General features: G+C 43.3%; 21 protein-coding genes. 13 read left to right on the forward strand and 8 right to left on the reverse strand.

Translation table 11 applies throughout. The features are described from left to right. Positions 1-603 precede the first annotated feature (603 nt). The 7 genes from JMX82_RS07855 (at position 604) to JMX82_RS07885 (ending at position 9,593) form a co-directional block, all read left to right on the forward strand. Complete coding sequence (locus JMX82_RS07855) at positions 604-1,896, forward strand: HlyD family efflux transporter periplasmic adaptor subunit (protein WP_227676481.1); 1,293 nt, start codon at positions 604-606, stop codon at positions 1,894-1,896. A 297-nt stretch (positions 1,897-2,193) separates the two neighbouring features. Next, positions 2,194-2,916 (forward strand): response regulator transcription factor, encoded by a 723-nt coding sequence (locus tag JMX82_RS07860; RefSeq protein WP_045444030.1) that lies wholly within the window; start codon positions 2,194-2,196, stop codon positions 2,914-2,916. Positions 2,917-3,018: 102 nt separating this feature from the next. Further along, a complete protein-coding gene (locus JMX82_RS07865) occupies positions 3,019-5,220 on the forward strand; it encodes a sensor histidine kinase (protein WP_201540117.1) in 2,202 nt (733 codons plus the stop codon). A 567-nt stretch (positions 5,221-5,787) separates the two neighbouring features. Further along, on the forward strand, positions 5,788-6,558 hold the full coding sequence (locus JMX82_RS07870; RefSeq protein ID WP_055124775.1) for a methionine ABC transporter ATP-binding protein: 771 nt from the start codon (positions 5,788-5,790) through the stop codon (positions 6,556-6,558). A 19-nt stretch (positions 6,559-6,577) separates the two neighbouring features. Beyond that, positions 6,578-7,264 (forward strand): methionine ABC transporter permease, encoded by a 687-nt coding sequence (locus JMX82_RS07875; RefSeq protein WP_055124776.1) that lies wholly within the window; start codon positions 6,578-6,580, stop codon positions 7,262-7,264. 219 nt (positions 7,265-7,483) lie between these two features. Continuing rightward, entirely contained in the window at positions 7,484-8,443 is a 960-nt protein-coding gene (locus JMX82_RS07880; RefSeq protein ID WP_201540118.1) for a MetQ/NlpA family ABC transporter substrate-binding protein, read from the forward strand. Positions 8,444-8,744: 301 nt separating this feature from the next. Continuing rightward, a complete protein-coding gene (locus JMX82_RS07885; RefSeq protein ID WP_201540119.1) occupies positions 8,745-9,593 on the forward strand; it encodes an aldo/keto reductase in 849 nt (282 codons plus the stop codon). Positions 9,594-9,698: 105 nt separating this feature from the next. Here the strand turns inward: JMX82_RS07885 and ccmE are convergent, their stop codons facing one another. The 5 genes from ccmE to ccmA form a co-directional block, all read right to left on the reverse strand. Next, on the reverse strand, positions 9,699-10,199 hold the full coding sequence (ccmE, locus tag JMX82_RS07890) for a cytochrome c maturation protein CcmE (RefSeq protein WP_045453493.1): 501 nt from the start codon (positions 10,197-10,199) through the stop codon (positions 9,699-9,701). 271 nt (positions 10,200-10,470) lie between these two features. Continuing rightward, positions 10,471-10,692 (reverse strand): heme exporter protein CcmD, encoded by a 222-nt coding sequence (ccmD, locus tag JMX82_RS07895; RefSeq protein WP_201540120.1) that lies wholly within the window; start codon positions 10,690-10,692, stop codon positions 10,471-10,473. Positions 10,693-10,736: 44 nt separating this feature from the next. Beyond that, a complete protein-coding gene (ccmC, locus tag JMX82_RS07900; RefSeq protein WP_201540121.1) occupies positions 10,737-11,525 on the reverse strand; it encodes a heme ABC transporter permease CcmC in 789 nt (262 codons plus the stop codon). A 241-nt stretch (positions 11,526-11,766) separates the two neighbouring features. Next, entirely contained in the window at positions 11,767-12,504 is a 738-nt protein-coding gene (locus tag JMX82_RS07905; protein WP_227676482.1) for a heme exporter protein CcmB, read from the reverse strand. A 58-nt stretch (positions 12,505-12,562) separates the two neighbouring features. Further along, positions 12,563-13,192 carry a heme ABC exporter ATP-binding protein CcmA gene (gene ccmA, locus JMX82_RS07910; protein WP_201540122.1) on the reverse strand — a complete coding sequence of 210 codons (630 nt, stop codon included), beginning with the start codon at positions 13,190-13,192 and terminating at the stop codon, positions 12,563-12,565. Positions 13,193-13,325: 133 nt separating this feature from the next. On the opposite strand from ccmA, the gene JMX82_RS07915 reads away from it, so the two are divergent. From JMX82_RS07915 to JMX82_RS07925, 3 genes are all read left to right on the forward strand, one after another. Further along, positions 13,326-14,360 (forward strand): hypothetical protein, encoded by a 1,035-nt coding sequence (locus JMX82_RS07915; RefSeq protein WP_227676483.1) that lies wholly within the window; start codon positions 13,326-13,328, stop codon positions 14,358-14,360. A gap of 68 nt (positions 14,361-14,428) precedes the next feature. Then, entirely contained in the window at positions 14,429-15,238 is an 810-nt protein-coding gene (locus JMX82_RS07920) for a YbjN domain-containing protein (RefSeq protein ID WP_201540124.1), read from the forward strand. A 118-nt stretch (positions 15,239-15,356) separates the two neighbouring features. Next, on the forward strand, positions 15,357-16,274 hold the full coding sequence (locus JMX82_RS07925) for a histone deacetylase (RefSeq protein WP_201540125.1): 918 nt from the start codon (positions 15,357-15,359) through the stop codon (positions 16,272-16,274). Between the two features lie 48 nt (positions 16,275-16,322). Here JMX82_RS07925 and JMX82_RS07930 read toward each other — a convergent pair whose 3' ends face one another. Both JMX82_RS07930 and coaBC read right to left on the reverse strand, forming a co-directional pair. After that, entirely contained in the window at positions 16,323-17,105 is a 783-nt protein-coding gene (locus tag JMX82_RS07930; RefSeq protein ID WP_201540126.1) for a sulfite exporter TauE/SafE family protein, read from the reverse strand. A gap of 39 nt (positions 17,106-17,144) precedes the next feature. Further along, a complete protein-coding gene (gene coaBC / locus JMX82_RS07935; protein WP_201540127.1) occupies positions 17,145-18,566 on the reverse strand; it encodes a bifunctional phosphopantothenoylcysteine decarboxylase/phosphopantothenate--cysteine ligase CoaBC in 1,422 nt (473 codons plus the stop codon). 127 nt (positions 18,567-18,693) lie between these two features. Between coaBC and radC the strand changes: the two genes are divergently transcribed. The 3 genes from radC (at position 18,694) to JMX82_RS07950 (ending at position 24,919) form a co-directional block, all read left to right on the forward strand. Then, positions 18,694-19,377: a RadC family protein gene (radC, locus tag JMX82_RS07940; protein ID WP_201540128.1), complete on the forward strand. Its 684-nt coding sequence runs from the start codon at positions 18,694-18,696 to the stop codon at positions 19,375-19,377. A 349-nt stretch (positions 19,378-19,726) separates the two neighbouring features. Beyond that, on the forward strand, positions 19,727-22,672 hold the full coding sequence (locus JMX82_RS07945; protein WP_201540129.1) for an acyl-CoA dehydrogenase: 2,946 nt from the start codon (positions 19,727-19,729) through the stop codon (positions 22,670-22,672). 870 nt (positions 22,673-23,542) lie between these two features. Next, complete coding sequence (locus JMX82_RS07950) at positions 23,543-24,919, forward strand: dicarboxylate/amino acid:cation symporter (protein WP_045444003.1); 1,377 nt, start codon at positions 23,543-23,545, stop codon at positions 24,917-24,919. Between the two features lie 114 nt (positions 24,920-25,033). On the opposite strand, the gene JMX82_RS07955 is transcribed toward JMX82_RS07950, so the two are convergent. Then, entirely contained in the window at positions 25,034-25,789 is a 756-nt protein-coding gene (locus tag JMX82_RS07955; RefSeq protein WP_045453480.1) for a TSUP family transporter, read from the reverse strand. Between the last annotated feature and the right edge of the window lie 392 nt (positions 25,790-26,181).

The following is a 26,181-nucleotide window of genomic DNA, read 5'->3' on the forward strand; positions in this document are numbered from 1 at the left end:
CATTATTGGACTGATATGAGACGCTAAATTTGCATTACCATATGTTATGACAGTCAACATATCAGCTGCCAGTATCCGCCTGTCAAACAGAGCGTCAACATGGGCTACTATACGCACTTTCTAATTAATAAGCTTACTAAATTGCGCCAAATCTATGGCTTTTTAGACGACTTATTTTGCTTTTATTATCGTCCACTGTAGCCGTATTTGGTCTAAAACAAGGTAAAGTACCTTTTATTACTGATGACCTTGACGATAAAAGAGGTAAGCCCGAAGTAGAAGAACCATCAACCTTATGATATTTCTGCATTATATAGAAACGCTTGGCACATTGCTGAATAATTTTCTTTTGTGATAAAAATGTATCATTGTATTTTGTTATGTTTGTTTTAGCACAGTTATCGACTAATTTCCAGTTATGAATGAGCCAATATTCGAACTGGTCAGTAATATAAAAATTTGTTCAGACTAGCTGTCCCTCCTACCTTAGCTAATGACTGGATTTAGTAGCCTTAATGTCAGCGGTTTATTAAGTTTTCTGCACTTATTTCACCCAGTTGCAATTCACTATATAATAAAACGATGACTACTATGGTGACTGCTATGACGGCTTCTAAATTTTTAAAAAATAGCACCTATCTACTGAGTGCTTTTCTTCTTGCTGCCTGTCAGCCTTCACCGCCTACCAATGAGCCTGTGACTGCAGAAAACAGTGAGACTGTAGATACCCCTATTGTCATTACCGACGATAGTGTGACCATGACGCCAGATCATATATTGAGCATAAAACCTTCACGTTATCAGCCCAGTCTTGGTTTACAAGGTAAGATCGAACCTATCAAACAGACTAAGCTTATCGCTGCATACCCCATTAACGTCGAAGAAATACTGGTTACTGAGGATCAATGGGTAGAAAAAGATATGCCGCTGCTTATTGTTCGACGCGTGCAATCAGAAAGCAAAACAGCAGATGCATCTAACCCGGTCAAGGAACAATCTTCGGCATCGAACAGCGTTGCCCCAGATTCTGAGATGACAAACAATGCGGTTGATGTAAAGCAAACACACTCACAAAAAACAGACGCTAGCTCAAAACCCAATCAGCCTACAGCAGAAAATAGCGCAACAACCACTAAAAACGACCCAATTGCTAACAAGGAAGAGGCAGCAGCAAACGCCACAGTGGGCACTCCTAAAAACGCAGTCGGCAACCTTAAAAACAATGACCAAACCAGCGCTAATAGCACGGCGAGCTCAAAACCGCAGCAGAATCAGTATAATTTGGTCACTGTGCGTGCCAGTTTTTCTGGCCGTGTAAAAAACTTATATGCCAAAGCAGGTCAAAGACTAGAGGCGCGCACGCCTTTATTACAGCTTAGCGATGAAACTAAATTACACTTTATCGCGACCCTGCCTATTCAAGCAGAACCGCAACTTTCGGTTGGTCAGACTGTCAATTTTACAGCTGAAGGTATGTCGGAACAGTTCACAGGACAAGTCAGTAAACTGACCGCGACCAGCCAGCCGAAAAAGCTGTTGGTCTATGTTAACGTCATTGACAATGAAGCAAGTCGAGACAAGTTATTGCCAGATATGAAAGTCACGGGGCGGGTTAATTATGGTCAAATAGATGTGGGCACCATCGTACCTAAGCGCGCGTTGCACGATGTTGACTTGACAGAATTGCAAACGTCACCATATAAGCCTCTGTCACCGTTAACTGCTAACGTGTGGATTATTGGACAGGATCAGCGCCTGACACGCCAGCCTATTGAAGTAGTCGAATATGACCCTATCACAAAGCAGTATTTAATTGCAGGTATTAGCAACGACAGTTTGATTTGTTTGGCTGATTTACCGGCTGATGCTAAAGGTAAAAAAGTCAATGTCTCGTAGCTATGCATGCCGACAGTTACATTGTGTAGAAACATTAACAAAGCCTCTCTTGTTTTGTAACTGCGTAATTAGGCAATATGGCCGTACGATATATAGCATTAACCGAGTATTCTGAATCATTGGTATTAAATGACTCAATATCTTGAAAGTTTGAGAAATCTTAGAAAGTTTGAGAACCTAGAGGCTTAATCGTTTAACTGTTTGAGATCCTAAAATCGGCGATGTATTTATCGTGATACAAAATATCAAAACAGATGAAACGTTTGGCCAACCATAACAACAACTAGAGGATAACCCATGAGCAAGCAGATTTTATTAATCGAAGATGATCCTGATCTAGCTGAGTTAATCAGCGATTACCTGACCATGAATTATTATGATGTCCATCATGCAGGGCTTGGTCAAGAAGGGCTTGATTTATTGGATGCCAAAGAGCGTGACATTGATTTGGTCGTGCTTGACTTAATGCTGCCTGACATGGACGGTATGCAAGTGTGTCAAAAAATTCGCGGCAATAAAAACAACATGACCAATAAAGTACCAATTATCATGTTGACCGCGAAAGGCGATACCACCGATCGCGTGCTAGGTCTTGAGATGGGTGCTGACGATTATATATCTAAGCCTTTTGAGCCACGTGAGCTTCTCGCTCGAATCCGTGCTGTTATTCGCCGTCATGAGCAGCCCAATCAAGCAGATAGCCAGTCTGATAGCTTGACCTTTGGTCGTTTGAGCGTGTTCCCTGACAGCCATGAAGTGACCATCGATGATGAGCCTGTCCGTTTAACGACGCATCAGTTTCAATTATTGCATTACTTTGCCACCCATTCTGGTAAAGTATTGAATCGCGAGCAACTGTGGCAAGCCATGCCCAATGATGACAGCTCAGATAATATCGATCGCGCCATTGATGTTCATATCTCGCGTCTGCGTGCTTTAATTGAAGACAACCCACGCCAGCCAAAACGTATTATTACGGTACGCGGTGTTGGTTATCAATTTGCCACTGATCAGGTTTAATCACAAAAGCGGCAAATTAATCGATAAAAACCATACTTTTGATTTGTTTATGCAAATTAGAAGTATGAGTCGATATAAACGGCTGATAGTAGAGATGGTTTAATGCAGCAGTTGGGATTTCGTTCGGTATTTGCCAAGTTATTTGCCAGTGTCATGCTGGCACTTATTTTATTTGCAGTGGCGATGGTGCTGTTGACGCAACTTGTGCATGATAAAGATGCAAGTATTCGATCAGAAGTATTGGCCACCCAGATTTTAGGACAAATAGACCCCTTCTTGCATGAGTTGAATATCTCTGTTAGCGAGGACAATCGCTTGCAAGCGCGCTTTATGCTAGCAGTGGTCAAAAAGAGCTTTGATATCTTTGATGAGTCATTACAGGCAAAGATGGGCTTATATGACAGCGAAGGTCGATTGCTAATGCAAACGGATAACAGCGATTTGCCATTGGAGTTGCCCGCACCGCCCTCTTTATTTTCACGCGTTTTCCCCTCTCTCGCAGACACCTCCCCTACCAAGCAAGCTCAGGTTTATAGCAGCACCGGCTATACGCTTTTGTATGAATCACGCTTACCGCCTAAAAAACCAGTACTCTCCTCTGCGCTGAATTTATTTACTGGCACACTACTACTGTTACTTATTATGGCAGGTGTCCTATGGTGGATTGCTCGTACCATCACTTGGCGCATCAATCAGATGAGCCAGCAGATGGCGCAACTGGGTGATGGTGATTTTACCGTACGGGTGAATGCTCGTGGTAACGATGAGATCGCCTCACTAGCGCGTGGATTTAACCAAGCAGCACAAAAAATCGAACACCTTATCGATGCCAATAACCTGCTCTTAGCACATGCTTCTCATGAGCTACGTACCCCCATTACTCGTATTCGCTTACAGATTGAGATGATGGATATGCTCGCAGGGGCGCTACCATCTGATACCAAAGCAAAGTTTGATAAACGTGCGCAAGCGATTAACCGCGATTTGTCAGGGCTCAATGATTTGGTAGAGAGTATCTTATTGGTGAGTCGTTTAGACGCCGGTCATGCCTTGCAGCAAGTTGAAAGTTTAGATTTATACGATCTGGTGAATCAAGAACGGCAACATTATCCTGAAGCGACGCTCATTGGTGAACATATTGTGATCGATGGTCAATCATCGATGTTGACCCACTTGATTCGCAACTTATTAACCAATGCCATGCTACACGGCAAGCCACCCGTGACGGTACTATTGTATGGTGTGCAAACTATTGATGAAGCAGATACCATACCTGATTACCTGCTACAAACGATACTCTGCAGTAGCTTTGCCGATTATAATAGCTCTGATTTTGACTCCTATCACCAACCAATCGAGGTTAATGAAGACGATACGCATAATCATATTGCGCATAGTCATACGCAGTCAAACGATTCTTCTCATATTACTGGTAAAGTTAAATCTGAAGCAACGGATGCTATTATCCTGTTGCCAGCACCACCGATATATAGAAACGGAGAAAATATTGCGGTTGAGCATGATCTCAATTCCGATACCGATACCGATACCGATACCGATACCGATACCGATGTGAATATAGAGACTAAAATCGATACGGCTGATATTAATACCAACAGCGACACTGATTCTATTGAAGCCCACGCGACCTTAACAGAATCTACTGATGCGAATAGTGTTCAAACTGACTCAAGCACTTTGACAAACGCAGTCAACAGTAACGATACCGTTGGAAGCACCAGTGCATCCTCATTGATTGCTAATTATCATAACTTTACCAATGATTTGACTGACAAAATTAAAAAGATGGTTTGGAAAGCAGTTCCTGACACTGAAGAGCCGTCTGCAGTTATCAATGACGCTAAGAGTACTGCCTTGAATGATGCAATTCCTAAATCCAAAGGTGCCATAATAAATAAAAGTGGCAATACACGCGACAAGGGTGATGCTCAAAACAACACTCAAAATCCTACAGAAGTACTCAGTACACCACGCAAAGAAGGCTTGTTTGCTAAGCATCTAAAAAAAGCCAAGACCGATCCTGTACGCCCATTACCGAAATATGCAGTATTGGCAGTGATTGATGAAGGCACGGGTATTCCAGAAGACAAACGTGAAGAAGTATTTAGCCCATTTGTGCGGTTGCAACAAAAAAATAAAGGTTCTGGACTAGGCTTATCGCTAGTATCACAAATCGTTACCGCACATCAAGGGCGCATCATTACTGATACGTTGAATGGACATACCAGGTTTTTAGTTGTCATACCAGTCAAGCACGACCCACATTATCACCAGCATGACTAGGAAGTGCCTTCAGTCCAATCTATTAACCTTTAAATGGGCTAAAAATGGCTAATTTTTGCCAAACATCGTCAAATAGCTTATCAATATCTCGATATTATTTGCGCTACTTTCCTTGTTTGACGGCAATTTATCTCATTTTTATCACCATTTTTATCACCATTTTTATCACCATTTTTAAAATAAGGACACGACCTAGTCAGCGATGCTATAGTCGATTCAATTTAAAAGTAGTACAAGGCAACCGAGTATATATGTATATTTAATACCTCAAGCGAGGTTAACGCAGTAATATTTTTATGGTGAAATGACTATATAAGGTGCTATGAACAGACACTTCATTCTACTCGATCGTCGCGACTCACATTCTACAAACCCCCTCTTACTAATAGCTATTAATCATAAGCCTGTCACGGATGTTCATATCCAAAGTGCTCGATAATATGCTATATTAGCGCCCCTTATTATAGGGTTATTAACGGTTGTTTCTTAATTGGCTTCTTACATTGTTAAAGAGGCCCGACAGCGCGTTTGTGACTATTAAAAAAATTATTGAATTTTGAGCCCTCCATGAATGACATGATTGTCTTAAACAATGTGACCAAGAGTTTTTTAAGCGACCGATCAATCAAAGACAAAGATGGCAAACCACATTGGTTTACTGCCGTTGAACCGACCTCGTTATCTGTCCAGCAAGGCGAAATCTTCGGCCTAATGGGATACTCGGGTGCCGGTAAGTCTACTTTGCTACGCCTAATCAATATGCTTGAGCGTCCAGATGCTGGTCAAGTCATCGTTGATGGCACTGACTTGACCACTTTGTCTGCCAGTGAATTGCGTATCGCTCGGCATAATATTGGTATGATTTTTCAGCAGTTTAATCTGATGTCCAATCGTACTGTTTTTGACAACGTGGCCTTTAATTTAACTGTTTCAGGATATCCGAGCCGCGACATTCATAAACGAGTCATGGATTGCCTAGAGATTGTTGATCTAACAGACCGCGCTGGTCACTACCCTGCGCAGCTGTCAGGCGGACAAAAACAGCGTGTCGGTATTGCCCGAGCGATTGCCCCCAGTCCTAAAGTATTATTGGCTGATGAGCCAACCAGTGCGCTTGATCCTGCGACGACCCGCAGCTTGTTGACTTGTCTACGCGATATCAACGAACAACTTGGCGTCACCATTGTGATTGTGACTCATGAGATGAGTGTCATCCGTAGGCTGTGTGATCGCGCCGCATTACTGCATCAAGGTCAACTCTTGGAAGTTGCAGATGTGAGAGACGGTCTGATTCAAGCGACCACCCCGATTGGCAAAGGCTTAGTGCACGAAGACTAATGAGGCAGGAGAAATAAATATGTTAACTGGTAGTGAATTATCCGCCTCGATAGACAAGCTGTTTGCCCTGCGCAAAGAGATTGTAAACGCGTTTATTGATACATTTATTATGCTTGGCATCTCAACGACGGTGGCGATTGTCATCGGTGGGTTGTTTGGCGTATTTTTGTTTTTATCCAGTGATCGACAGTTTTTGCAAAACAAAACATTGTATGGTCTGCTTGGTGGTATCACCAACTTTATGCGCGCTTTCCCATTTGTCATTTTGATGATTGCCATGAGCCCATTTACGAAGGCTATCGTTGGCACGGGTATTGGACCGATTGCGGCCTCATTGGTACTCGCCATTGCAGGTTCGTTCTATTTTGCCCGTTTGGTTGAGCAGAACTTACGTGAAGTACCACGCGGTATCATAGAAGCGACAGAGTCTATGGGTGCTCGGCCTCTGACTATTATAAAAGTCTTACTGAACGAAGCTCGCTCAGGGCTAGTGCTGTCTGTGACCATTCTGTGTATCAGCCTGCTTTCTTACTCGGCAGCCGCCGGTATGATTGGTGGCGGTGGTCTAGGTGACTTGGCGATTCGTTATGGCTATTATCGTTATCAAACTGAGGTCATGATTTTTATCGTTATTGTCCTATCAGTCATGGTTGTCTCCATTCAAGCATCAGGTAATTGGTTGGCTAACCGTTTGGATAAACGATAGAAAAAAAGACTTAGACAAAGCCAGTTAACGCTAATATGAATAATACTCAAGGTTTAATGCCGATTCATCCTAAGCAAAATGCTTGACTTTGTTACTGAGACCCTTTAATTTTGATACTAACTTAACAGTCGTTAACTTAGCAGCATTACTATCCCTAATGTTGCTTTTTTAATGGCCAGCGTTTGCCCTCCATCCCATCCCTCTTATTAAGGAAGTTCCATGAAATTAACAGATATCAGCCGTCAGTTAGCGACTGCATTTGCGGCCGTTGGCGTATCAAGCCTAGTCTTGGTTGGTTGCAACAACTCATCAGCACCAGAAGCGACTAAAGAGCCTGTTACTGAAGGCTCAACAGCAGAAACTGCCGCTAGCGATATCGATCCTGAGCATACCAAAATCGTCATCGGTACCACCGAAGGTGACTTCGCCGATATGGTGCGCAACCAAGTGAAAAGCTCACTGGAAGCGCAAGGTTACGAAGTTGAGCTGATTGCTTTTACTGACTATGTACGCCCAAACCTTGCCTTGGCTGAAGGTGATTTGGACATCAACATCTTCCAGCATAAGCCTTATCTTGATACCTTCAAAAAAGAAAACAATCTTGATCTAGTAGAAGTTTTCCAAGTACCTACTGCCCCACTTGGCATTTACTCAGGTAAAAAGACCACGCTTGATGATGTCTATAAAGGCATGAGAGTCTCTGCACCAAATGATCCAAGTAACTTTGCTCGTGCGCTGGTGATGATGGATGATCTTGGCTGGATCAAGCTAAAAGACAATATTGACCCACTAACGGCATCAAAAACTGACATCGCTGATAACAGCAAATACGACATTGAAATCATTGAGTTAGAAGCCGCTCAATTGCCACGTGCTCGTGATGAAGTCGACTTTGCCGTCATCAATGGCAACTATGCCACGGATGCTGGTATCAAGCTGACTGAAGCACTATTTCAAGAGCCTAGCTTTGCTTATGTCAACTGGTCAGCCATCAAATCAGCAGATGCTGGCAAAAAATGGGTCGAAGATGTGACCAATGCATATAATTCAGAAGCCTTTAAAAAGTATGCTCATGAAACTTTCCCTGGTTATAAGTACCCAAAAATCTGGGGCTCTGATCACAGTGCGCACACGGATACCGCAACAAAACCTGCACCTGTAGAAGCGGCTGCTCAATAAGCTCTTAAGCCAAAAACACTTAAATATCGTCTTCGTCCCGATTGTAAACGCCCATTGCTAGATAGTGATGGGCGTTTTTTATGGACTCAATTTTACGATTTTTATTTTTTAACCGCGCGCTGCTGTCTATCAGTTACTAAAAATGACGTTACAGCCTGTTTGTCCTTTGTAGGAAAGCGTCACGTGCCCTTTTACTTGCTGCTAATTTTTTCTATAGTGTGTAGGTTAAATAGAGAGGGTAATCAGGATATTGATGATCCGATGCTCTATCAATAAATACATAAATAACAAGGATAATAAGATGCGTGCTAAAACTTATAATATTCGTACCGCGGGACAAGCAAATATTCCTGTACTAGGGCTTGGTACATGGCAATCGACCGGTCAAGGTTGTGTTGATGTCGTCAGTCAAGCGTTGAAAATGGGTTACGAGCACATCGATACCGCTCAAGCTTATGGTAATGAAAAAGAAGTGGGTCAAGGTATCAAACAATCAGGGGTATCTCGTGATAAGTTCTTTTTGACCACAAAGATTTTTCCTGATGATATGAAGTTTGAGCCTGAGAAATTGATTGCCGCCGCCAAACGCTCTTTAGCAGATTTAGATACTGATTATGTTGATTTACTACTATTGCACTGGCCCGATGACCGTGTTCCTTTATCCGAAACCATTCCTGCCTTGTGCGAGCTACAGAAACAAGGTTTGACACGCCATATCGGGGTTTCTAACTTTAATATTGCTAATATCATTGAAGCTGAGAAATATGCTGATGTACCGATTGTGGTCAATCAGGTTGAGTTTCATCCGTTCATCAAGCAAAAAACCTTGCAGACTTTTTTGAATAATCACCACATTCTACTCGAAGCTTATTCACCACTTGCACGCGGTGATGTATTCGATAATGAGATTATTAGAGAAATCGCTGACAAACATAATGTCACGCCAGCACAGATATCATTGGCTTGGATTCTGTCAGACAAGCATCGTATCGCTATTCCGAAAACGTCTAACCCTGATCATTTGCAAGGCAACTTAGACGCTATAAAAGTACAGTTAAGTGCGGATGATATTGAGAAAATCAGCAGCTTAGCGCGTGCTGATGGGCGCAAAATTAAGCATCCAGATTACTCGCCTGAATGGGACGACTAAGTTCTTATAAGAAACTATCGAAACTTATTAGTACCAAAATTCATGTAAAAAAAGAGCCGCTAATATATTATTAGCGGCTCTTTTACTATGATATGGACTATATAACTACTGCTGTAGAGTATCCGTCTCATGTACCTTTTCAGCAGGATTATATTGCTCAGAAGGAGGCACTACACCGCTACGGTTGTTTTCTTTCATCGATTTGGCCACTTCTGGCGGCATGTAGTTTTCATCATGCTTCGCCAAGACTTCTCCAGCGACAAAAGTATCACCCTGCATCTTACCTGTCGCTACGACACCTGAGTTTTCAGCAAATAAATCTGGCAAAATACCTTGATAAGTCACTGGTACTGTCGATTGAAAGTCAGTAATGGCAAACTCAACGTTTAGTGGATTGTCTTCTGCGCGCTGGACACTACCCGCAACGACCATACCGCCTGCTCGAATACGCTTATCTTGTGGTGCTTCACCTTGTGCAATCGCGGTAGCATCAAAGTAGTAATCGGTCTGTTGCCCAATGGCATAAAGAACCAATACCACGGCTATCGCCGCCCCTGCAAGCGTAAACATAACCCACATCAGTTTTTTGCGACGAACTGCGTTCATACCACTACCTCATTGATGAGTCACTGTTTTATAAACTATAGTCAATGCCATACAAATATATAAAACAGAAAAATTTGAAGAAACTACCATTAGAAAAACGTTCTAAAAATGTCTTTCTAATCGTACTCTTCTAATGGCTATATGGTAGCATTTTTCGGACAAATCAATAAGCCATATAACCTCTGTAGCAGTCACCTCTTTATCAGGTGCTAAGTTACAGATTGAGTGGCTAAAAATTAACGGCTAACGCTAGATAGGACGAACCTACTAGTTAATTAGGCTGTTTGGTGACAGGTATGGTTGTTTTAGCCATACGCTGTGCTTGCCGCGCTTGCTGAATGGTCAACTGTTTGATTAAAGCCTGTCGTTGTCTACGACTGTAAATAACAAAAGCCAGCATCATGCCAACGGTAATTGCCCAGCATGACCAAACGAACACGCCATGCTTACCCATGGCAAGAAACTCAGATACGCTATAAAAGTAAGGCTGCATAATATTTTCCTAGCCGTGATTTTTTTTGGCGACAGTCATTAACGTCATTTAGCTTGCCCGCGAATGTATTCTTTGACCCACGCTTTGCCTTGATCACGATACAAGATAAGCGTATTGGTACGATAAATCGCTAATGTTGCCACTAATAAATAACTACCAATAATCATCAGTAATAAGGGCATCCACATATCTGCTGACATCTTGGGCGCGGCGGTCAAAGTAAAGGTCGAGCCTTGGTGCAAGGTGTTCCACCACTGTACCGAATACTTGATAATGGGCAGATTTACTGCGCCAACAATAGACAAAATAGCGGCGGCTTTACCACGATTGGCAGTATGCTCAAACGCGGCAAATAACGCCATCACGCCCGCATACAGAAACGCCAAAATGAGCATAGAGGTCAAACGTGCATCCCAAACCCAGTAAGTACCCCAAGTGGGTTTCGCCCAAATAGAGCCCGTGATTAAGCTAATCACACAGAGCAAAAATCCTAGCGGAGCAAGCGCCTGTGCCACCAGACTGGCAGTCTTTATTTTCCAAACTAAAAAAATGACCCCGAGCACTGCTAAGGCAAAATAGATGGAAATGGCGATACTGGCAGCGGGTACGTGGATAAAGATAATACGGTAGCTATTACCTTGTAGGTAATCAGGCGGCGCAAAAGCGAGACCCCAGACACTACCGACCAATAGGCAAATACTTGCTAATATGGCTAACCACTTGACCCAAGGCGAAAAAATGCGAAAAAACTGCTTGGTACCCACAGTGGTCAAAAAGCCTTGCCAGATGCGCTGCCACAAGCTAGGAGATGAGACGTTATTCAAGTTGGGCATGGGAATAAACCTATTGGCACAGCGTATTGGTTGTAACCGATATAGCGCATCATGGGCGCGACTACCTGCTAACCTGCTGGCGTTAAACACTGGATAAAATCTACAAGTGATTGTTTGCTTAGTTAACTGACTATTATAGCAAAATTGCCAGTTTTCAACATGCTGTTAATACAAAGGTTTTTTATAGGGGTTTTTATTACAAACTCTCAATACAGAGAGTTGTACATAACTTATGTCGTTTCTAATTCAGCCACGCCATTTTTAACGTCATGGCAATCACCCATGGCATCACCAAAACCGAGATAATACTGCCTGCTAGTAATAAAGCCAGTATCGGTAAACCATTGAGACCAGTGGCAAATAAATCAACCGCTCCTGTGGCAAAAATTAACACTGGTAACTGCATCGGCAAAGCAATCAAAGGCACTAGCACCGCACCATTCTTTAATGACAGCGTCAAACTACTCGCGACCGCTGACAGCATCAACAACATCGGACTGCCCGTCACAATAGAAGCCATCAATATCCACGCCTCAAACCAACTAAGCTGAAACAAAGGCACGGCAAGTAAACTAAGCGCTGCCACAATACCACTACTAAAAATCCAATGGATAACCAAACGAATCAACACCCATAAGGGCAATGACGCTTTGGCAACGACCAATTGTGCCAGTGTGCCATTATCAAGGGCAGGCTTAAACAAACCGTCAACACCCATGACCAGTGACAGCAAAGCGGCAATCCAAACTGCCGATACGCCAAGGCGTTGCAATAGCGCAGGCTCGCTACCCACTGCTAGCGGAAATAAAGTGATAATGACCAAAAATAGCACTAGCGGATACAGCCACTGCACGGCGCCTTGCTGTTTGACTTGCCACTCGCGCCGCCATAACTGTATAAAGCTGATACCGCGCACCGCAGCTAAGTCAGCATTTGAGCTTTTATTCACTGTTTGTACTGGACCGTCTGTTTCTATCATTTATTTGCTCTTCTACGGATGCTTGTAAAACTTATACTGAGAGTATGCAAACTAGTATTCAAACCATATAATCGGACAAATCGAGCACTTGATTGGCAACACCAACGGCCTGATGACTGGTCATTAATATAGCGCCGCCTTCATGGGCAAAATCGCGCAATCTGTCTTCCATTCGCGCCACCATATCGACATCGAGGGCAGTAAAAGGCTCATCAAGTAGCCATAATGGTGTCACCTCAGGGGTCAATAAATATAACCGTGCAAGGGTAATGCGGCGGGTTTGCCCAGCAGATAAATGGCTTGAGCTAATCGTCTCAAAGCCTTGTAATCCAACCCAAGCCAAGGCGTCATCAATATCAGTAACGCTTGGGCTAATCCCATATAAATTCAGCAAAAAGGTCAGGTTTTGCGCGACCGTTAGACTTGGATGTATACCTAACTGGTGCGACACATACAAAGGCTGAATAGGTAAACTTGCTATTCCTTGATAGTAAACTTCACCTTCCAACACTGGCAATAACCCAGCCAGCTGCATTAGCAAAGTCGTCTTACCCGTACCATTAGCACCAATCAAGTGACAAATACTGCCTGCCGGTAAATCAAGCGCAACGCCTTCGCATAGAGGGATTTCGCCGCGCTGAACGGTCAGCTCATCAAGCGCAAGTAAGGCGGTATTCAGAGCTGTCATCAAAACCTCTCATTATTTATTAAGCGGCAATCAATATTCATCACAAACACAGATGACGTTCATGGCATAATACTTTATGCTTACCCCACCCACACAGTATAACAAATTGTCGATTATTATGACCTCAAAACCTATGCAGACTTCAAAAGATAACCAAAATTTAGATATGCCAGCGCTAACCATAGATGGCTTAATCGAGGCACAAGTTGCGTTTATGCAGCAATGGCTACGCATGCAAGCTGAACCGCTGTCTATGCAGGCATGGCAATGGTTTGCTGCACAGCCATTGAATAAATATGTCAGCGCCGATAATTTGCAACAGCTGATTAATGACTGGCTACTCAATCAACCGATGACTGATGTGATACGTAAAGATATTCGCGATATCTTGCATACGATTATTTATCATCCAGTCAATGATAACGTGCCGTTGTCTGAGCTGGTGGATGACACTCAAGTTGAAACCCTTGCCAATTATGTGGGTAGCCATGAGCAGCAACGCAATATCTTAATTCATACCTTGGTCGGCAACGAGACTTTTGCCGATTTGCTAACCCAAACGCTCTATCATGCCATTAATGACTTTATGGAAACCACGTTAGATAAAGCGGGTGCGGCTGGTAAACTGATGAAATTTGGGCGCAGCTCTTTTGAAAAGGCAACCAATAGAAACCTTGACGAAAAACTGCAGGCGTATTTGCATCGTAATATCAAAGACTTAGCACGCCGCGCAGAAGCCAATGCGCAAGAGCATTTATCAAATGACGAAGTCGCGCGATTATTAATCACTGGTTGGGCGCGAATCAAAGACCAGCCTGTCAGTCATCTACAGACTTATCTTCGTGATGAACCTGACAACAGCAGCATCGGTCATATCGAAGCCAGCATTCAGCAAAGCTATAACCGCCTGCGCCAGTCACCTTACTTACACAGCCTTGTGGCAGCGAGCATCGATACTTGGTATGGTAATCATCAGTCAGATACTATTGCGACAGTAGTTTCGAGTCTTCATATTGATGAGCAAGCCATGACTCAATTGAGTACAGCGCTATTACCTGTGGTGCACGATGCCATTGAAAGCGAGTGGTTGACGGCACATACTCGTGAAATGTTACAAGCGTTTTATGAGCAACCGAATATCAAAAAAGGCTTAGCATTTAATACCTAGTCGTTTACTGTCTTGATGTATTTGTCTCAGTTTCCCATCTCATTCATTTATTTGACAGCACCATACTTATGAGTCAACGTAATACACTCAGCTTGTGGCAAAAACTCAAACAGTTACTGACTGGTTCAGTAGCGCAGGCTGATGAAATTGATATGATACAAACAGAGCCTCATGACATATATAGTAGTGATACATATAGTAGTGATAAAGATGATGAGGATACTAGTGACGCTCATGATGATACCAAAATCGATTCTGAATCTGATGTCAAAAACACAAGCGAATATTCAGAAACTGACGCCTTTAACTCGAGTGCCAGTCAACACGAAGCTAGCGACACGCCCATTATCGATTTTCTGAAACAGTACTTTAATGATAAGCAGTGGCACTATACTCACTATCGACCTAAAAGTAGTGGCAACAAAAACAATGACCGTCAGCAATCGCATCACTTATCGCTTAGAATGCGCAATAAAAGTCTCGATTGCGGCTATTTGTTTCGCGTGCAAGAAAACAACAAGCTGCTAGCAGTCTATGGAATTTTGCCATTTTTAATACCAGAGAGTCATCAAAGCGCGGCGATGCTACTGATTACTCAAATAAATTATGACTTGTTAATCGGCAATCTAGAAATGGATGTCAATGATGGCGAAATACGCTACAAACACGCTATCGATGTCGAAGCGGTAGGCATCGGTAATGATGCTATCGAGCATTTATTACAAAGTGTCATCGCGATGACCACGGTCGCGAATGAGATATTTAGTGATTTGATCGATAATCAAAACCCTGCGGAAGACTTACCGACATTACTAACCGAGCTACGTCAACAATCAGATTCTAGAACCTTTTTTTTGCCAACGCAATTTGTGCAGTAATGAACAGACTACCATAGCTATCTGTAGCTTTTACAATGTCTCATCAGCACCTTATTGTTAAAGCGCTTAAATCTATTTACCCTTAATATACTTTTCAAAAAAGACATCCTCTAACACTATGCTAAAAATTGCTTACTCTGATATTTTTCGATATTCCGTGCCTGAAAAACACCGCTTTCCCATGCAAAAATACACCATGATTCCTGAGCGGCTATTGGCTGAAGGCACTATCAGTACCGACAACTTTTTTGCCCCTGCATGTTTGAGCGAAGATGAAATTTTGACCACGCATACTGCGGACTACTGGTATCAGCTGAAAACCCAAACGCTACCACGAAAGGAAGCGCGAGCCATTGGCTTTGAAATGACACCAGAGCTGGTAGAACGTGGGCGTTATATTGCTCATGCCACTTATGAATGTGCATTATATGCGCAGCAATATGGCGCGGCGATGAATGTCGCAGGTGGCACGCATCATGCGTTTGCTGATCATGGCGAAGGGTTTTGCGTGTTTAATGATGTTTGTATCGCGAGTAATTTATTATTAAATCGCGGACAAGCGCAAAAGATTTTGGTGATCGATTTAGACGTCCATCAAGGCAATGGCAATGCCAGTATTATGATGGATGAGCCACGCGTTTTTGTGTTTAGCATGCATGGCGCAAAGAACTATCCATTTCGAAAGCAAGTATCAGATTTGGATATTGAACTAGACAATGATACTGGCGATGCGGAGTATTTGCAGTTACTAGAGGCGACATTACCACGTTTGATTAGCGACGTTGCGCCAGATATGATCTTTTATCAATCCGCTGTCGATGTACTGGCAACTGATAAATTAGGAAAGTTAGGGCTGACGATAGAGGGTTGTAAAGCGCGTGATGAATATGTATTACGCCAAGCAAAAGCCGCTAAAATTCCTATCGCTATCGTGATGGGTGGTGGCTATTCAGAAGATATCGACGATGTGGTTGAGGCGCACTGTAATACCTTTCGTTTGACGCAACAGATATTTTTTGATGAAATAACAAAATAATGCGCGCATAAAATAGCATCTAAACAGCCAGCTGCCTCGCGAGCTATCTTACAAAAATGCCATAACTCCCTGCCAGCCGACACGAATACCAAGCACGGTAAGTATCAATAAAATAAGCTGACGAAAGCGTGCTTGTGGTAAATAACGACGTAAGCGGATACCAACTAAAAGCGCGGCAATAGATAAAATACTGAGCAAAGTAATCAGCTGCCATTCACCACTGCTGAGCGCCATAATAGGCTCACGTAATACAATTATTTGGGCAATTTTACCCAAAAAATAGCACATGTTGCCGACTTTGGCGATGGTATTTTTATCATCGCTGGCAGACAGTAGATACATCATCAATATGGTCGACATGGCATTGGTCGAGCCGCCAATCACCCCTGCACTAAAACCAACGATGATTAACACAGGCTTGGTAGCAGGTAGACGGAGTTGCTTACCAAGCAAGCTGCTTATGACATAAAAACCAATAACCGCTGCCAATAGCAATAAAATATAGGCGCTATCGACCCATAGTAAGAGCTTCGCGCCTAGAATACTACCAAGTAAGCTGGTCAACGCCAATAACCAATAGCGCCTGCCGTAATAGATGAAATTTTGCCAGATCGTACGGTCGCCACCCGCGAGCCAAGTCATCGCATTAAGCAATAATGATGGAAAAATGACCAATACAATAGCATGTGGTAACGGATAGATACTAGCAAGCGCAGTGGTCGTCACCAACGTCACACCCAGCCCACTAATACCGTGTAGCAACGATGCCAGCGCAAAGATTACCATCAATAACAACGTCTGGGTGCTATCACTATCCATCATATTAGCCATAAACATTAAGACCTAATATCTGGATTCATAGTGACATAACTAGGCATTGTGACCATTGTGGCGTTGCCATATTGTCTCACCAATGATGCCAGCCAACTGCTCGGCAATCTTATCTTTGCTCGCCTTCTCAAGTGTGACGCTATCGTGCTCATAACGCTCTGAGAAAAATACCTGCATGGCATTGTCATCGCTGGCAAAACCAATGTCTGCTCGTGAAACATCATTACAAGCGATCAAATCTAAATCTTTAGACACCAGTTTGCCACGAGCATAGCGCTCGATATCTTGCGTTTCTGCCGCAAAACCAACGACAAACAGCGCTGGATGCGCAAGCGAAATCGTCGCTAAAATATCAGGGTTTTTGACCAAACTCAGCGTCATAGCATCTTGGGTTTTTTTAATTTTTTGCGGGGCAGCTTCTTCAGTACGATAATCAGCGACAGCCGCCGTGGCGATAAAGATATCCGCCATTACATTTTGATTCTCGCTATGAGCATGATGCTGCTTATCATCAATTTCATGGCTGTGGTTATGACTGTGGCTATGATCATCGCCACAATCACACTCGCCATGATTTTCATGTTGATGGCTATGGTCGTGATCGTGATCGTGAGAATGGTCGTGCTCATCTTCAGGCACATACTGTAGCGCACTGTGCGTACCATCCACGCACTGCTGCGCCGCCATCAGCATCTCTTTAGCCGACAATACATCAATACGTGTGACATTCAGCGGTGTCGGCAGTGCCACTTTGCCGCCCGCAATCAAGATAACGTCTGCACCAGCAGCCACGCACGCACGTGCTAATGCAAAGCCCATCTTGCCAGTAGAGTGATTGGACAAGTAGCGCACCGGATCGATAGCTTCTACCGTCGGTCCTGCAGTAATTACCACGCGTTTACCTGCCAATAATTGCGGCGTGGTTTGCATGGCGTTAAATAATAACACTTCTGCCAAGAGCTGCTCAGGTTCAGGCAAACGCCCTGCTCCCACATCACCGCAGGCTTGCTCGCCACTAGCAGGCGCAATAATTTGATAATTCATATCGCGCAGGGTCTGGACATTGAGATTGACCGCAGGGTGCGCCCACATCTGCTGATTCATGGCTGGTGCAATGATGACTGGTGCCGCCGTTGCAAGGCATACGGTTGTCAATAAATCATCAGCCATGCCCATCGCGAGACGCGCAAGCGTATTTGCAGAGGCTGGCGCAATGATGATTAAATCTGCCCATTTCGCCAATTCGATATGCCCCATCCCCGCTTCTGCTTTTTCATCGAGTAATGAGATATGCACCTCATTGCCAGTCAAAGCTTGCAGGGTCAGTGGCGTAATAAAAGCTTGTGCCCCTGTGGTCATAATGACACGCACCTCAAAGCCTGCCTTGATTAATAGGCGGGCAAAGATAGCAGATTTATAAGCGGCGATACCGCCAGTGATAGCAAGCACAATATTGGACATAAGCATGGCATCAATAAAAAGTTGAAAGATAAAATTGCGCTTATAGTAACAATTATGAGATAAGTTGGGTAAGAATTTCCGTATTTACTCAATATATCTGGCAGCAATCCATTCTCAAGGAGTGACAATGGCGATTAAAGACTGGCATGAAGATGATAGACCACGTGAAAAACTACTAAAATTTGGGGCAGCTCATTTATCCGATGCCGAGATATTAGCGATATTTCTGCGCACAGGTACGCAGTCACAGTCAGCTATCGAGCTGGCGCGTCATTTGATCGAGCAATTTGGTAGCTTGGCAGAATTATTGGCAGCGCCGCAAGAGACTGTACTTGCTTGTCATGGTATTGGTCCTGCCAAATACGCGCAGATATTGGCCTCACTTGAGATGGGTACGCGTTATTTGGACAGTCAGCTTAAAACTGGTCACGCACTTGGGCGCTCGCAAATGGTCAAATACTATATCAGCACTCAGCTGCGCGGGGAGCATCGCGAAGTCTTTGCGGTACTTTGCTTAGACAATGCGTTAAATCTCATTAATTTTGAGATACTATTTACTGGCGGCATCTCCTCTTGCTCCGTCTGTATCAAACACGTTCTGCGTCATGCTTTGAGTCACGCTGCCAGCCAACTCATCGTCGCGCACAATCATCCGCATACCGATGCGACCCCTTCAACGGCAGACAACTTATTAACTTACGAGCTAAAGAAAGCCTGCGATTTAATCGATTTATCCTTGGTAGACCACATCATTGTTGGACGCAATGAGACATTATCTTATGCAGAAAGCGGCTTAGCGCCTTTTGGATAATTAATTACGACTGTTATTTTTGCCTATATGAGAAAATCTTGATACATATAATCGACACAGCGTAGCATTTTAGCTATTGATAGTTATCGGCAACTGTTTCATATTGATGGCTAAATTTGTCTTTTATTTGTCTGTCACTGGTTAGACAGTTATCAAAGCCACTTTTGTAAAATGCTCAACAAATTAAAATTGATTATAAAACATGCTACAAAATCCATAACGGCTCATTGGTTTAATTTGGTCACCAGACCCTTAAACATCAGCAAAAATAACAACAAGATTTATTCAAATACTTTAATACACACACATTTTTCGCGCTTTTGGTTTAGCGTTATAAAAGGAGACAGTCATGGCAATTGGCTTATTTATTTTGGCAATCATTATTCAATTAGCCATGGTTTTGGCCATCTTTTTATTGTCCCTATCACGAGTCACAGGCAGTATCGTTGCCCTAGTTACCGTCCTTGTCACCGCCTTTATCAGTCCTTGGTCGCTTATTCTGGGCATACCAATTGCTTTACTTTGCATCGTTTTGCTCGTCGCCCCTATTCGTCAGTCACTGATTACCAGACCTGTTTACAAGACTTTGGGCGGGGCAATGCCGAGCATGAGCGATACCGAGCGCGAAGCACTCGATGCGGGTACCAGCTGGTGGGAAAAAGAGCTGTTTATGGGCAATCCCGACTGGGACACTTTTGCTCAATATCCCTATCCAGAGCTGTCGGCAGAAGAGCAAAGCTTTATTGATAATGAAGTAGAAGTACTATGCGCCATGCTTGATGAATGGAAAATTCAGCATGAAGACAAAGAGCTGTCGCCTGAAGCGTGGCAATTTATCAAAGCCAATGGATTTTTAGGCTTAATCATTCCAAAAGAGTTTGGCGGTTTAGATTTTAGCTCTTATGCACAAAGCCGTATCATGAGCAAAATCGCTTCGCGCTCGCCGACCGCTGCGGTTACCTGTATGGTGCCAAACTCGCTCGGCCCTGGTGAGCTGTTGATGCATTACGGTACGGACGAACAAAAACAGCGCTGGCTACCCGGTCTTGCCAAAGGCGACGAGGTACCTTGCTTTGGTCTCACTGGTCCTGAAGCGGGCTCCGATGCTGGTGCGATTCCAGATACAGGAGTGGTTTGTTATGGTGCGCATGAGGGCGAGCAAGTGCTCGGTTTGCGTATGAACTTTTCTAAGCGCTGGATTACCCTCGCACCTATCGCCACGGTCGTGGGGTTAGCATTCAAGATGCACGATCCTGAAGGTTTGCTTGGCAATCCTGATAAGACCGATTACGGTATCACTTGTGCGCTTGTGCCTGCCAGCCATGAAGGTGTCATCATAGGACCACGCCATAATCCAATTGGCTCGCCATTTATGAATGGTACAGTCGATGGTAAAGACGTCTTTATTCCACTAGATTACATCATCGGCGGCGTCGAAAATGCGGGTCGCGGTTGGCGTATGCTGATGGAGTGCTTGGGCGTTGGTCGCGGCATCTCCTTACCAGCTTTATCAACCTCAGCCAGTGAAATGACGTATCTGTCTGTCGGTGCTTTTGCCAAAGTACGCGAACAGTTTAAAATCTCTGTTGGCAAGTTTGAAGGCGTCCAAGACGCTACCAGCCGCATGGCCAGTAACACTTATATGCTAGAGGCATTTCGTCACCTCGTCACCTGCGGTCTGAACCAAGGCGGTACACCATCAGTGATGACGGCAATGGCAAAATACTATGCGACTGAAACCATGCGCAGTGTGGTCAATGACGGTATGGATGTGGTTGGTGGTCGCGCGGTACAGATGGGTCCACGTAACTTTTTGGCTACCCCTTATCAGGCAATTCCAGTATCTATCACGGTTGAAGGCGCAAATATCTTGACGCGTTCACTCATGATATTTGGTCAAGGCGCGATGCGTTGCCATCCTTATCTCTTTGATGAGCTGCAATTGTTGCAAAGCGAAGATAAAGAAGGCGCACTCAAACAGTTCGACACACTGTTTTTTAAACATTTGGGTTATACCTTTAATCGCGGCGCAAAGGCATTTGTCGCAGGTTATGTCGGTGGCAGTAATCATGCACCAAGCTTCGCAGACAGCTTTACTCGTCCCTACTACAAACACATCAACCGCCTGAGCGCAAGTTTTGCCTTAACGGCTGACATGGCATTAGGATTGCTCGCTGGTGACTTAAAACGTAAAGAGATGCTGTCTGGGCGCTTAGCTGATATTCATAGCCATTTATTCATTAGCACTGCTATTTTGCAGTTTTATGAGCATGGTACTAAATCAGCGTCCGAACGCTTGCATGCTGAGGTTGCCTTACAAAATAGCTTATATACCATTCAAGAAGCTTTTGAAGCCTTTTTTGCAAACTTCCCTAATCGTATGGCAGCCAGTTTGGTCAGTTTTGTGACTTTCCCCAGCGGCTCTATCTTTACGCCGCCAAGCGATGAGCTCAAACGCAAGCTGGGCGATGCTTTTATGGATGACTTTGAAGCCAACCCGTTCCGTGATTATCTTAAAACCATGGTCTATTATAATACTGAAGCCGATGATGTCACTGGACGTATGGAACACGCTTATCAAACGTTACTTAGCATCGAGCCATTATGGCAGAGGTTTAAAAAGGCTGAACACAAGGACAGTTTTGAAGGGCTTACTTTTGAGGATCATGTGGTATATGCCAGCCAAAACGGCGATATTACTGAAGAAGAAGCTGAAGTGCTTATTCAGTACAACGCCATACGCTTTGACTCATTATTGACTGACGTGTTCGATAAACACTTATTGCATGCCCAAGAGCGCACCAATCCACACAGCCTTGATAATGCCGTACAGCAATTAACGGACTATGCACAATTGAAAAATGACGCGCAAGCTAGAAATGGCATTGCGACAAACATGACAGCTGAAAATGATGTCGACTCTAATAATTTGGGTACGCCCGTCAGTACAGACAAACCAACTGGCGATGCCAACCCCAATCATGGTTATGAGAGTGACGGTGATGTAGAAATGGTCAAAGAGCAAGATACTATTGAGGAGGTACGTGCACAGACCAACTTTGATGAGTCTGAGCCTAAGATCGAAGCACTAGATCATCGCCACCGTGATGCAGAGTCACACTTAAGTGAACGTATGAGTAACAACCATCGTCTGAATCAACATAATGCTGACGACCTAGAGCCTTCTGAAATATCTGAAGATGCAGAGAATGTGAAGGATAATATAGACAAACCTGCCGCTACTGATCCTAAATGGCAGGATGGTCTACGCCGTGATGAAAGTGACAAAGTCTAAAATAAAAAGCTTTGATAATTCTTAAAATGACAAGCTTTGAAATAACAAGGCACAAAAGAATCAGGCTTAAAATATTTAAAAAACAATAGGTGTTAAGGCTGCTATAGTCGAGTCAATTTAAAAGTAGTACAAGGCAACCGAGTGTAGATGTATATTAAATACTTCAAGCGAGGTTAACGCAGTAATACTTTTATAGTGGAATGACTATAGAAACCTTGCACGATACATTCTGATCATTCACTTAGAAAAGACTGCCCTATTTGAGCAGTCTTTTTTTAGTTATGAATCGCCATTTTTAACCGTTAAGGCGTGTTTGATGATTCAACCATGACACTGACAGAGACTGTTTTTTAGGCAGTTTGACGTTAAAAATAGTAAATCTGTTCATTCTAAGCGTCTACTTTTAACAATGAAATGGCAAAAAAACAGTCCTGTCTCCTTCTATTCATATTGGAAATAATACTAAATTCTCCCAGCTCCATATAAAAAATATGTTATAAAACTAATTAAGGCATGAACATTACCGTCATTTTACGCTTTGTCTGGAACAGTTTTAGCGATCAGTAGTGATTATTTTTGAATTTTCAACACACCCTAATATTGGTCAATATGCCTTATCATTTACCTACTTTAATCGCGAAAAATTCGGCGCAGATAACTTAACTATTGATTTATATTACCTTAGTCATAAAAAAACGTTGCAGTATCCTTAACAATTATTTTATATTGTGCCCCGAAAACGTGACACTAAGTGGAAGTTGAAAGAATTTAATAGACGTAGCAAGAGCGGTGATAATAATGGCAACAATCACATTGATGTGAGCAGCCTATCTATTCGCTACTGGGGCACGTACACAAAGGATATAAGTTATGTGGAAAAATATGGGACTGACCGGCAAGATTATTGTCGCTATGGTACTCGGTATCATACTGGGATTGTTTATAAACTATTCAGGACTGAACGCTGAAGGCGGTTTCATTCATACGTACATTACCAATGGCTTCCTCGCCATTGTCGGCAAGCTATTTGTCAACTCGCTCAAAATGCTAGTCGTGCCTTTGGTGCTGATCTCACTGATTTGCGGTGTTTGCGGTATCGGGGATATTCGTTTGCTTGGTCGCATCGGCACCAAGACATTTCTTATTTATATGATGACAACAGCTCTGGCTATCGCAACAGCGATTGGGCTTGGCGTGCTATTTGGTATCGGTAAAGGCATGAATATCGAAACCGAAGCGGCATTTGAAGCAGCATCAGCGCCGCCGCTGCTTGATGTTTTCTCTAATATTATCCCATCAAACCCCATCAGTGCGATGGCAAATGGTGATATGTTATCGATTATTTTCTTTGCTATTTTGATCGGTGTTAGTATCTTGATGGTGGGTAAACCTGCCAAAGGCTTAGTGCAGAGCTTAGAATTAATCAATGAAGTCATCTTAAAAATGGTGACCATCATTATGAATCTTGCACCTTATGGTGTATTTGCGCTATTGACCAAAGCAATGGCAGAGCTGGGTTTAGACTTGATTTGGTCACTGCTCGGTTATGTGGCGGTATTGGTCGGCTCATTGGCATTCCATTTCTTTGTCACTATGATGATTGTACTCAAAGTCTCTTCGGGCTTATCCATCAAAACCTTTTTGGCAAAAATGCGTGAAGTTCAGATTTTTGCTTTTAGTACGTCAAGCTCGAACGCGACGATTCCTATTACCTTGCGTACGGTCACTAAGCGCATGGGTGTCAATAACTCAGTTGCTTCATTTACTGTTCCATTTGGTGCGACCATCAATATGGATGGTACCGCCATTATGCAAGGTACGGCGACCATTTTCATTGCCAATATTTATGGTATTGACTTGGGCGTGACTGAGTATCTAACTGTCATTCTAATGTCCGTTTTGGCTTCCGTCGGTACCGCTGGTGTACCGGGTGTTGGTCTGATTATGCTATCAATGGTATTTGCCCAAGTCGGTCTACCTATCGAAGGTATCGGTCTTATCTTAGGTGTGGATCGTATCCTTGATATGTTACGTACCGCAGTGAACGTCGGTGGCGATGCTGCTGTGACGGCTATTGTGGCAAAATCAGAAGGCAAAATGGATTTGGCTATTTATAACGATCCTAACGCTGGTGCAAAAGACGTGTTTGATGGTCACATTGATGAAGACAATGAGCGTGAATTCTCTGAAGTCTTTAGTGATGGGATCATGGGCAGTGAGTACGATGATATCGATCGTCGCCGCTAGGCACTTATATTGAATAGATTTTGATAATTTATTCAATATACATAAAAAACCTCAGTCATATTGGCTGAGGTTTTTTTGCTTTACTAAATACATTTAGGGCGTGTTGAACAACAATCAACCAAAAACGTATTTGGTTACCATCGCCAAGCATACCACTACAATCATCGGACGAATCAGCTTACTACCGCCCTTGACTACCATATGAGAGCCAAAATACGCACCTATCGTTTGTCCCACCATCATGGCAAGCCCTACTTTCCACAACACATTACCGCCCAAAATAAAGAATATTAACGAACCAATATTGGTCGATAAATTCAATACCTTTGCTGCACCTGTCGCTTCGATAATTTGCCGACCGCGCAACGCCACGTTGCCGAGCGCAAAAAACATCCCTGTGCCTGGTCCAATATAACCATCATAAAAACCAATTAATGGTGCAACCACTTTTTGCCATTTGCCTTCTGAGATACGCGGCGCAGCTTCTACTTCGCCAAGTCGAGGCGCAAACAAGGTATAAATCCCGATAGCCGCAATCAAAAACGGAATCAGTGTCTCAAGCAGATCCGGCGGCGACATCTGTACAGCGATAGTGCCGAGAACAGAACCGATAAAAGCGCCAACAATAGCTACTTTGATACGTTGCGGTTTGACCACCCCTTTTCTAATCATCGTAATAGAGGCTGCTAGCGCACCTGAAGCGGCTTGTAGCTTATTGGTACCGAGCGTTAGCACTGGTGGGATATTGGCGAGTAACATGGCGGGGATGGTCAATAAACCACCACCACCAGCGATGGCATCAATAAAGCCTGCCAACGCTGCCACAGCGGTAAGCATTAATATAACCTCTAACGAAAGCGATAAGTCCATGACGCTGACCTGTAAATTTTATGATGGAAAATGAGTAAGTTCTAAAACTGGCTTTAAGAACTGGCTTTAAGAACAGGAAATAAAATATTAGTAGCAATGTTGCTATCAACTTTGCTATTCATTAGCTGATAGTACTGCTGATATGTATTAAAGCTGTGACAGAACATCACAAAATGCCAATCATTATAAAGATAAAACGCTAAAAAAAGCCAAAAACGTAAAAAAGTCTGCTAGATTTGTCTAACGGCTTAATAAGTATCTAAAATAAGCAGCGATTGATTAAAAGTATGTAACGACTGAGCACGATTTTGTCTGCTCTATCGACTTTATAATATCGCTATTATTAATGTGGCAAGCGGCACTTATAACTTTTGGTTGACGTATTTTGTTGT

It is taken from the genome of Psychrobacter sp. 1044 (genome assembly GCF_904846525.1).
In the GTDB taxonomy this organism is placed as follows: domain Bacteria; phylum Pseudomonadota; class Gammaproteobacteria; order Pseudomonadales; family Moraxellaceae; genus Psychrobacter.

Coding starts and splice junctions, on each gene's coding strand:
- JMX82_RS07915 (WP_227676483.1), top strand. CDS start 13,326: ATGCAGACTTCAAAAGATAACCAAAATTTAGATATGCCAGCGCTAACC.
- JMX82_RS07865 (WP_201540117.1), top strand. CDS start 3,019: ATGCAGCAGTTGGGATTTCGTTCGGTATTTGCCAAGTTATTTGCCAGT.
- JMX82_RS07920 (WP_201540124.1), top strand. CDS start 14,429: ATGAGTCAACGTAATACACTCAGCTTGTGGCAAAAACTCAAACAGTTA.
- coaBC (WP_201540127.1), bottom strand. CDS start 18,566: ATGTCCAATATTGTGCTTGCTATCACTGGCGGTATCGCCGCTTATAAA.
- JMX82_RS07905 (WP_227676482.1), bottom strand. CDS start 12,504: ATGATAGAAACAGACGGTCCAGTACAAACAGTGAATAAAAGCTCAAAT.
- JMX82_RS07950 (WP_045444003.1), top strand. CDS start 23,543: ATGTGGAAAAATATGGGACTGACCGGCAAGATTATTGTCGCTATGGTA.
- JMX82_RS07930 (WP_201540126.1), bottom strand. CDS start 17,105: ATGGCTAATATGATGGATAGTGATAGCACCCAGACGTTGTTATTGATG.
- JMX82_RS07945 (WP_201540129.1), top strand. CDS start 19,727: ATGGCAATTGGCTTATTTATTTTGGCAATCATTATTCAATTAGCCATG.
- JMX82_RS07880 (WP_201540118.1), top strand. CDS start 7,484: ATGAAATTAACAGATATCAGCCGTCAGTTAGCGACTGCATTTGCGGCC.
- JMX82_RS07855 (WP_227676481.1), top strand. CDS start 604: ATGACGGCTTCTAAATTTTTAAAAAATAGCACCTATCTACTGAGTGCT.
- ccmC (WP_201540121.1), bottom strand. CDS start 11,525: ATGCCCAACTTGAATAACGTCTCATCTCCTAGCTTGTGGCAGCGCATC.
- JMX82_RS07885 (WP_201540119.1), top strand. CDS start 8,745: ATGCGTGCTAAAACTTATAATATTCGTACCGCGGGACAAGCAAATATT.
- radC (WP_201540128.1), top strand. CDS start 18,694: ATGGCGATTAAAGACTGGCATGAAGATGATAGACCACGTGAAAAACTA.
- JMX82_RS07860 (WP_045444030.1), top strand. CDS start 2,194: ATGAGCAAGCAGATTTTATTAATCGAAGATGATCCTGATCTAGCTGAG.
- ccmD (WP_201540120.1), bottom strand. CDS start 10,692: ATGCAGCCTTACTTTTATAGCGTATCTGAGTTTCTTGCCATGGGTAAG.
- JMX82_RS07875 (WP_055124776.1), top strand. CDS start 6,578: ATGTTAACTGGTAGTGAATTATCCGCCTCGATAGACAAGCTGTTTGCC.
- JMX82_RS07925 (WP_201540125.1), top strand. CDS start 15,357: ATGCTAAAAATTGCTTACTCTGATATTTTTCGATATTCCGTGCCTGAA.
- ccmE (WP_045453493.1), bottom strand. CDS start 10,199: ATGAACGCAGTTCGTCGCAAAAAACTGATGTGGGTTATGTTTACGCTT.
- JMX82_RS07955 (WP_045453480.1), bottom strand. CDS start 25,789: ATGGACTTATCGCTTTCGTTAGAGGTTATATTAATGCTTACCGCTGTG.
- ccmA (WP_201540122.1), bottom strand. CDS start 13,192: ATGACAGCTCTGAATACCGCCTTACTTGCGCTTGATGAGCTGACCGTT.
- JMX82_RS07870 (WP_055124775.1), top strand. CDS start 5,788: ATGAATGACATGATTGTCTTAAACAATGTGACCAAGAGTTTTTTAAGC.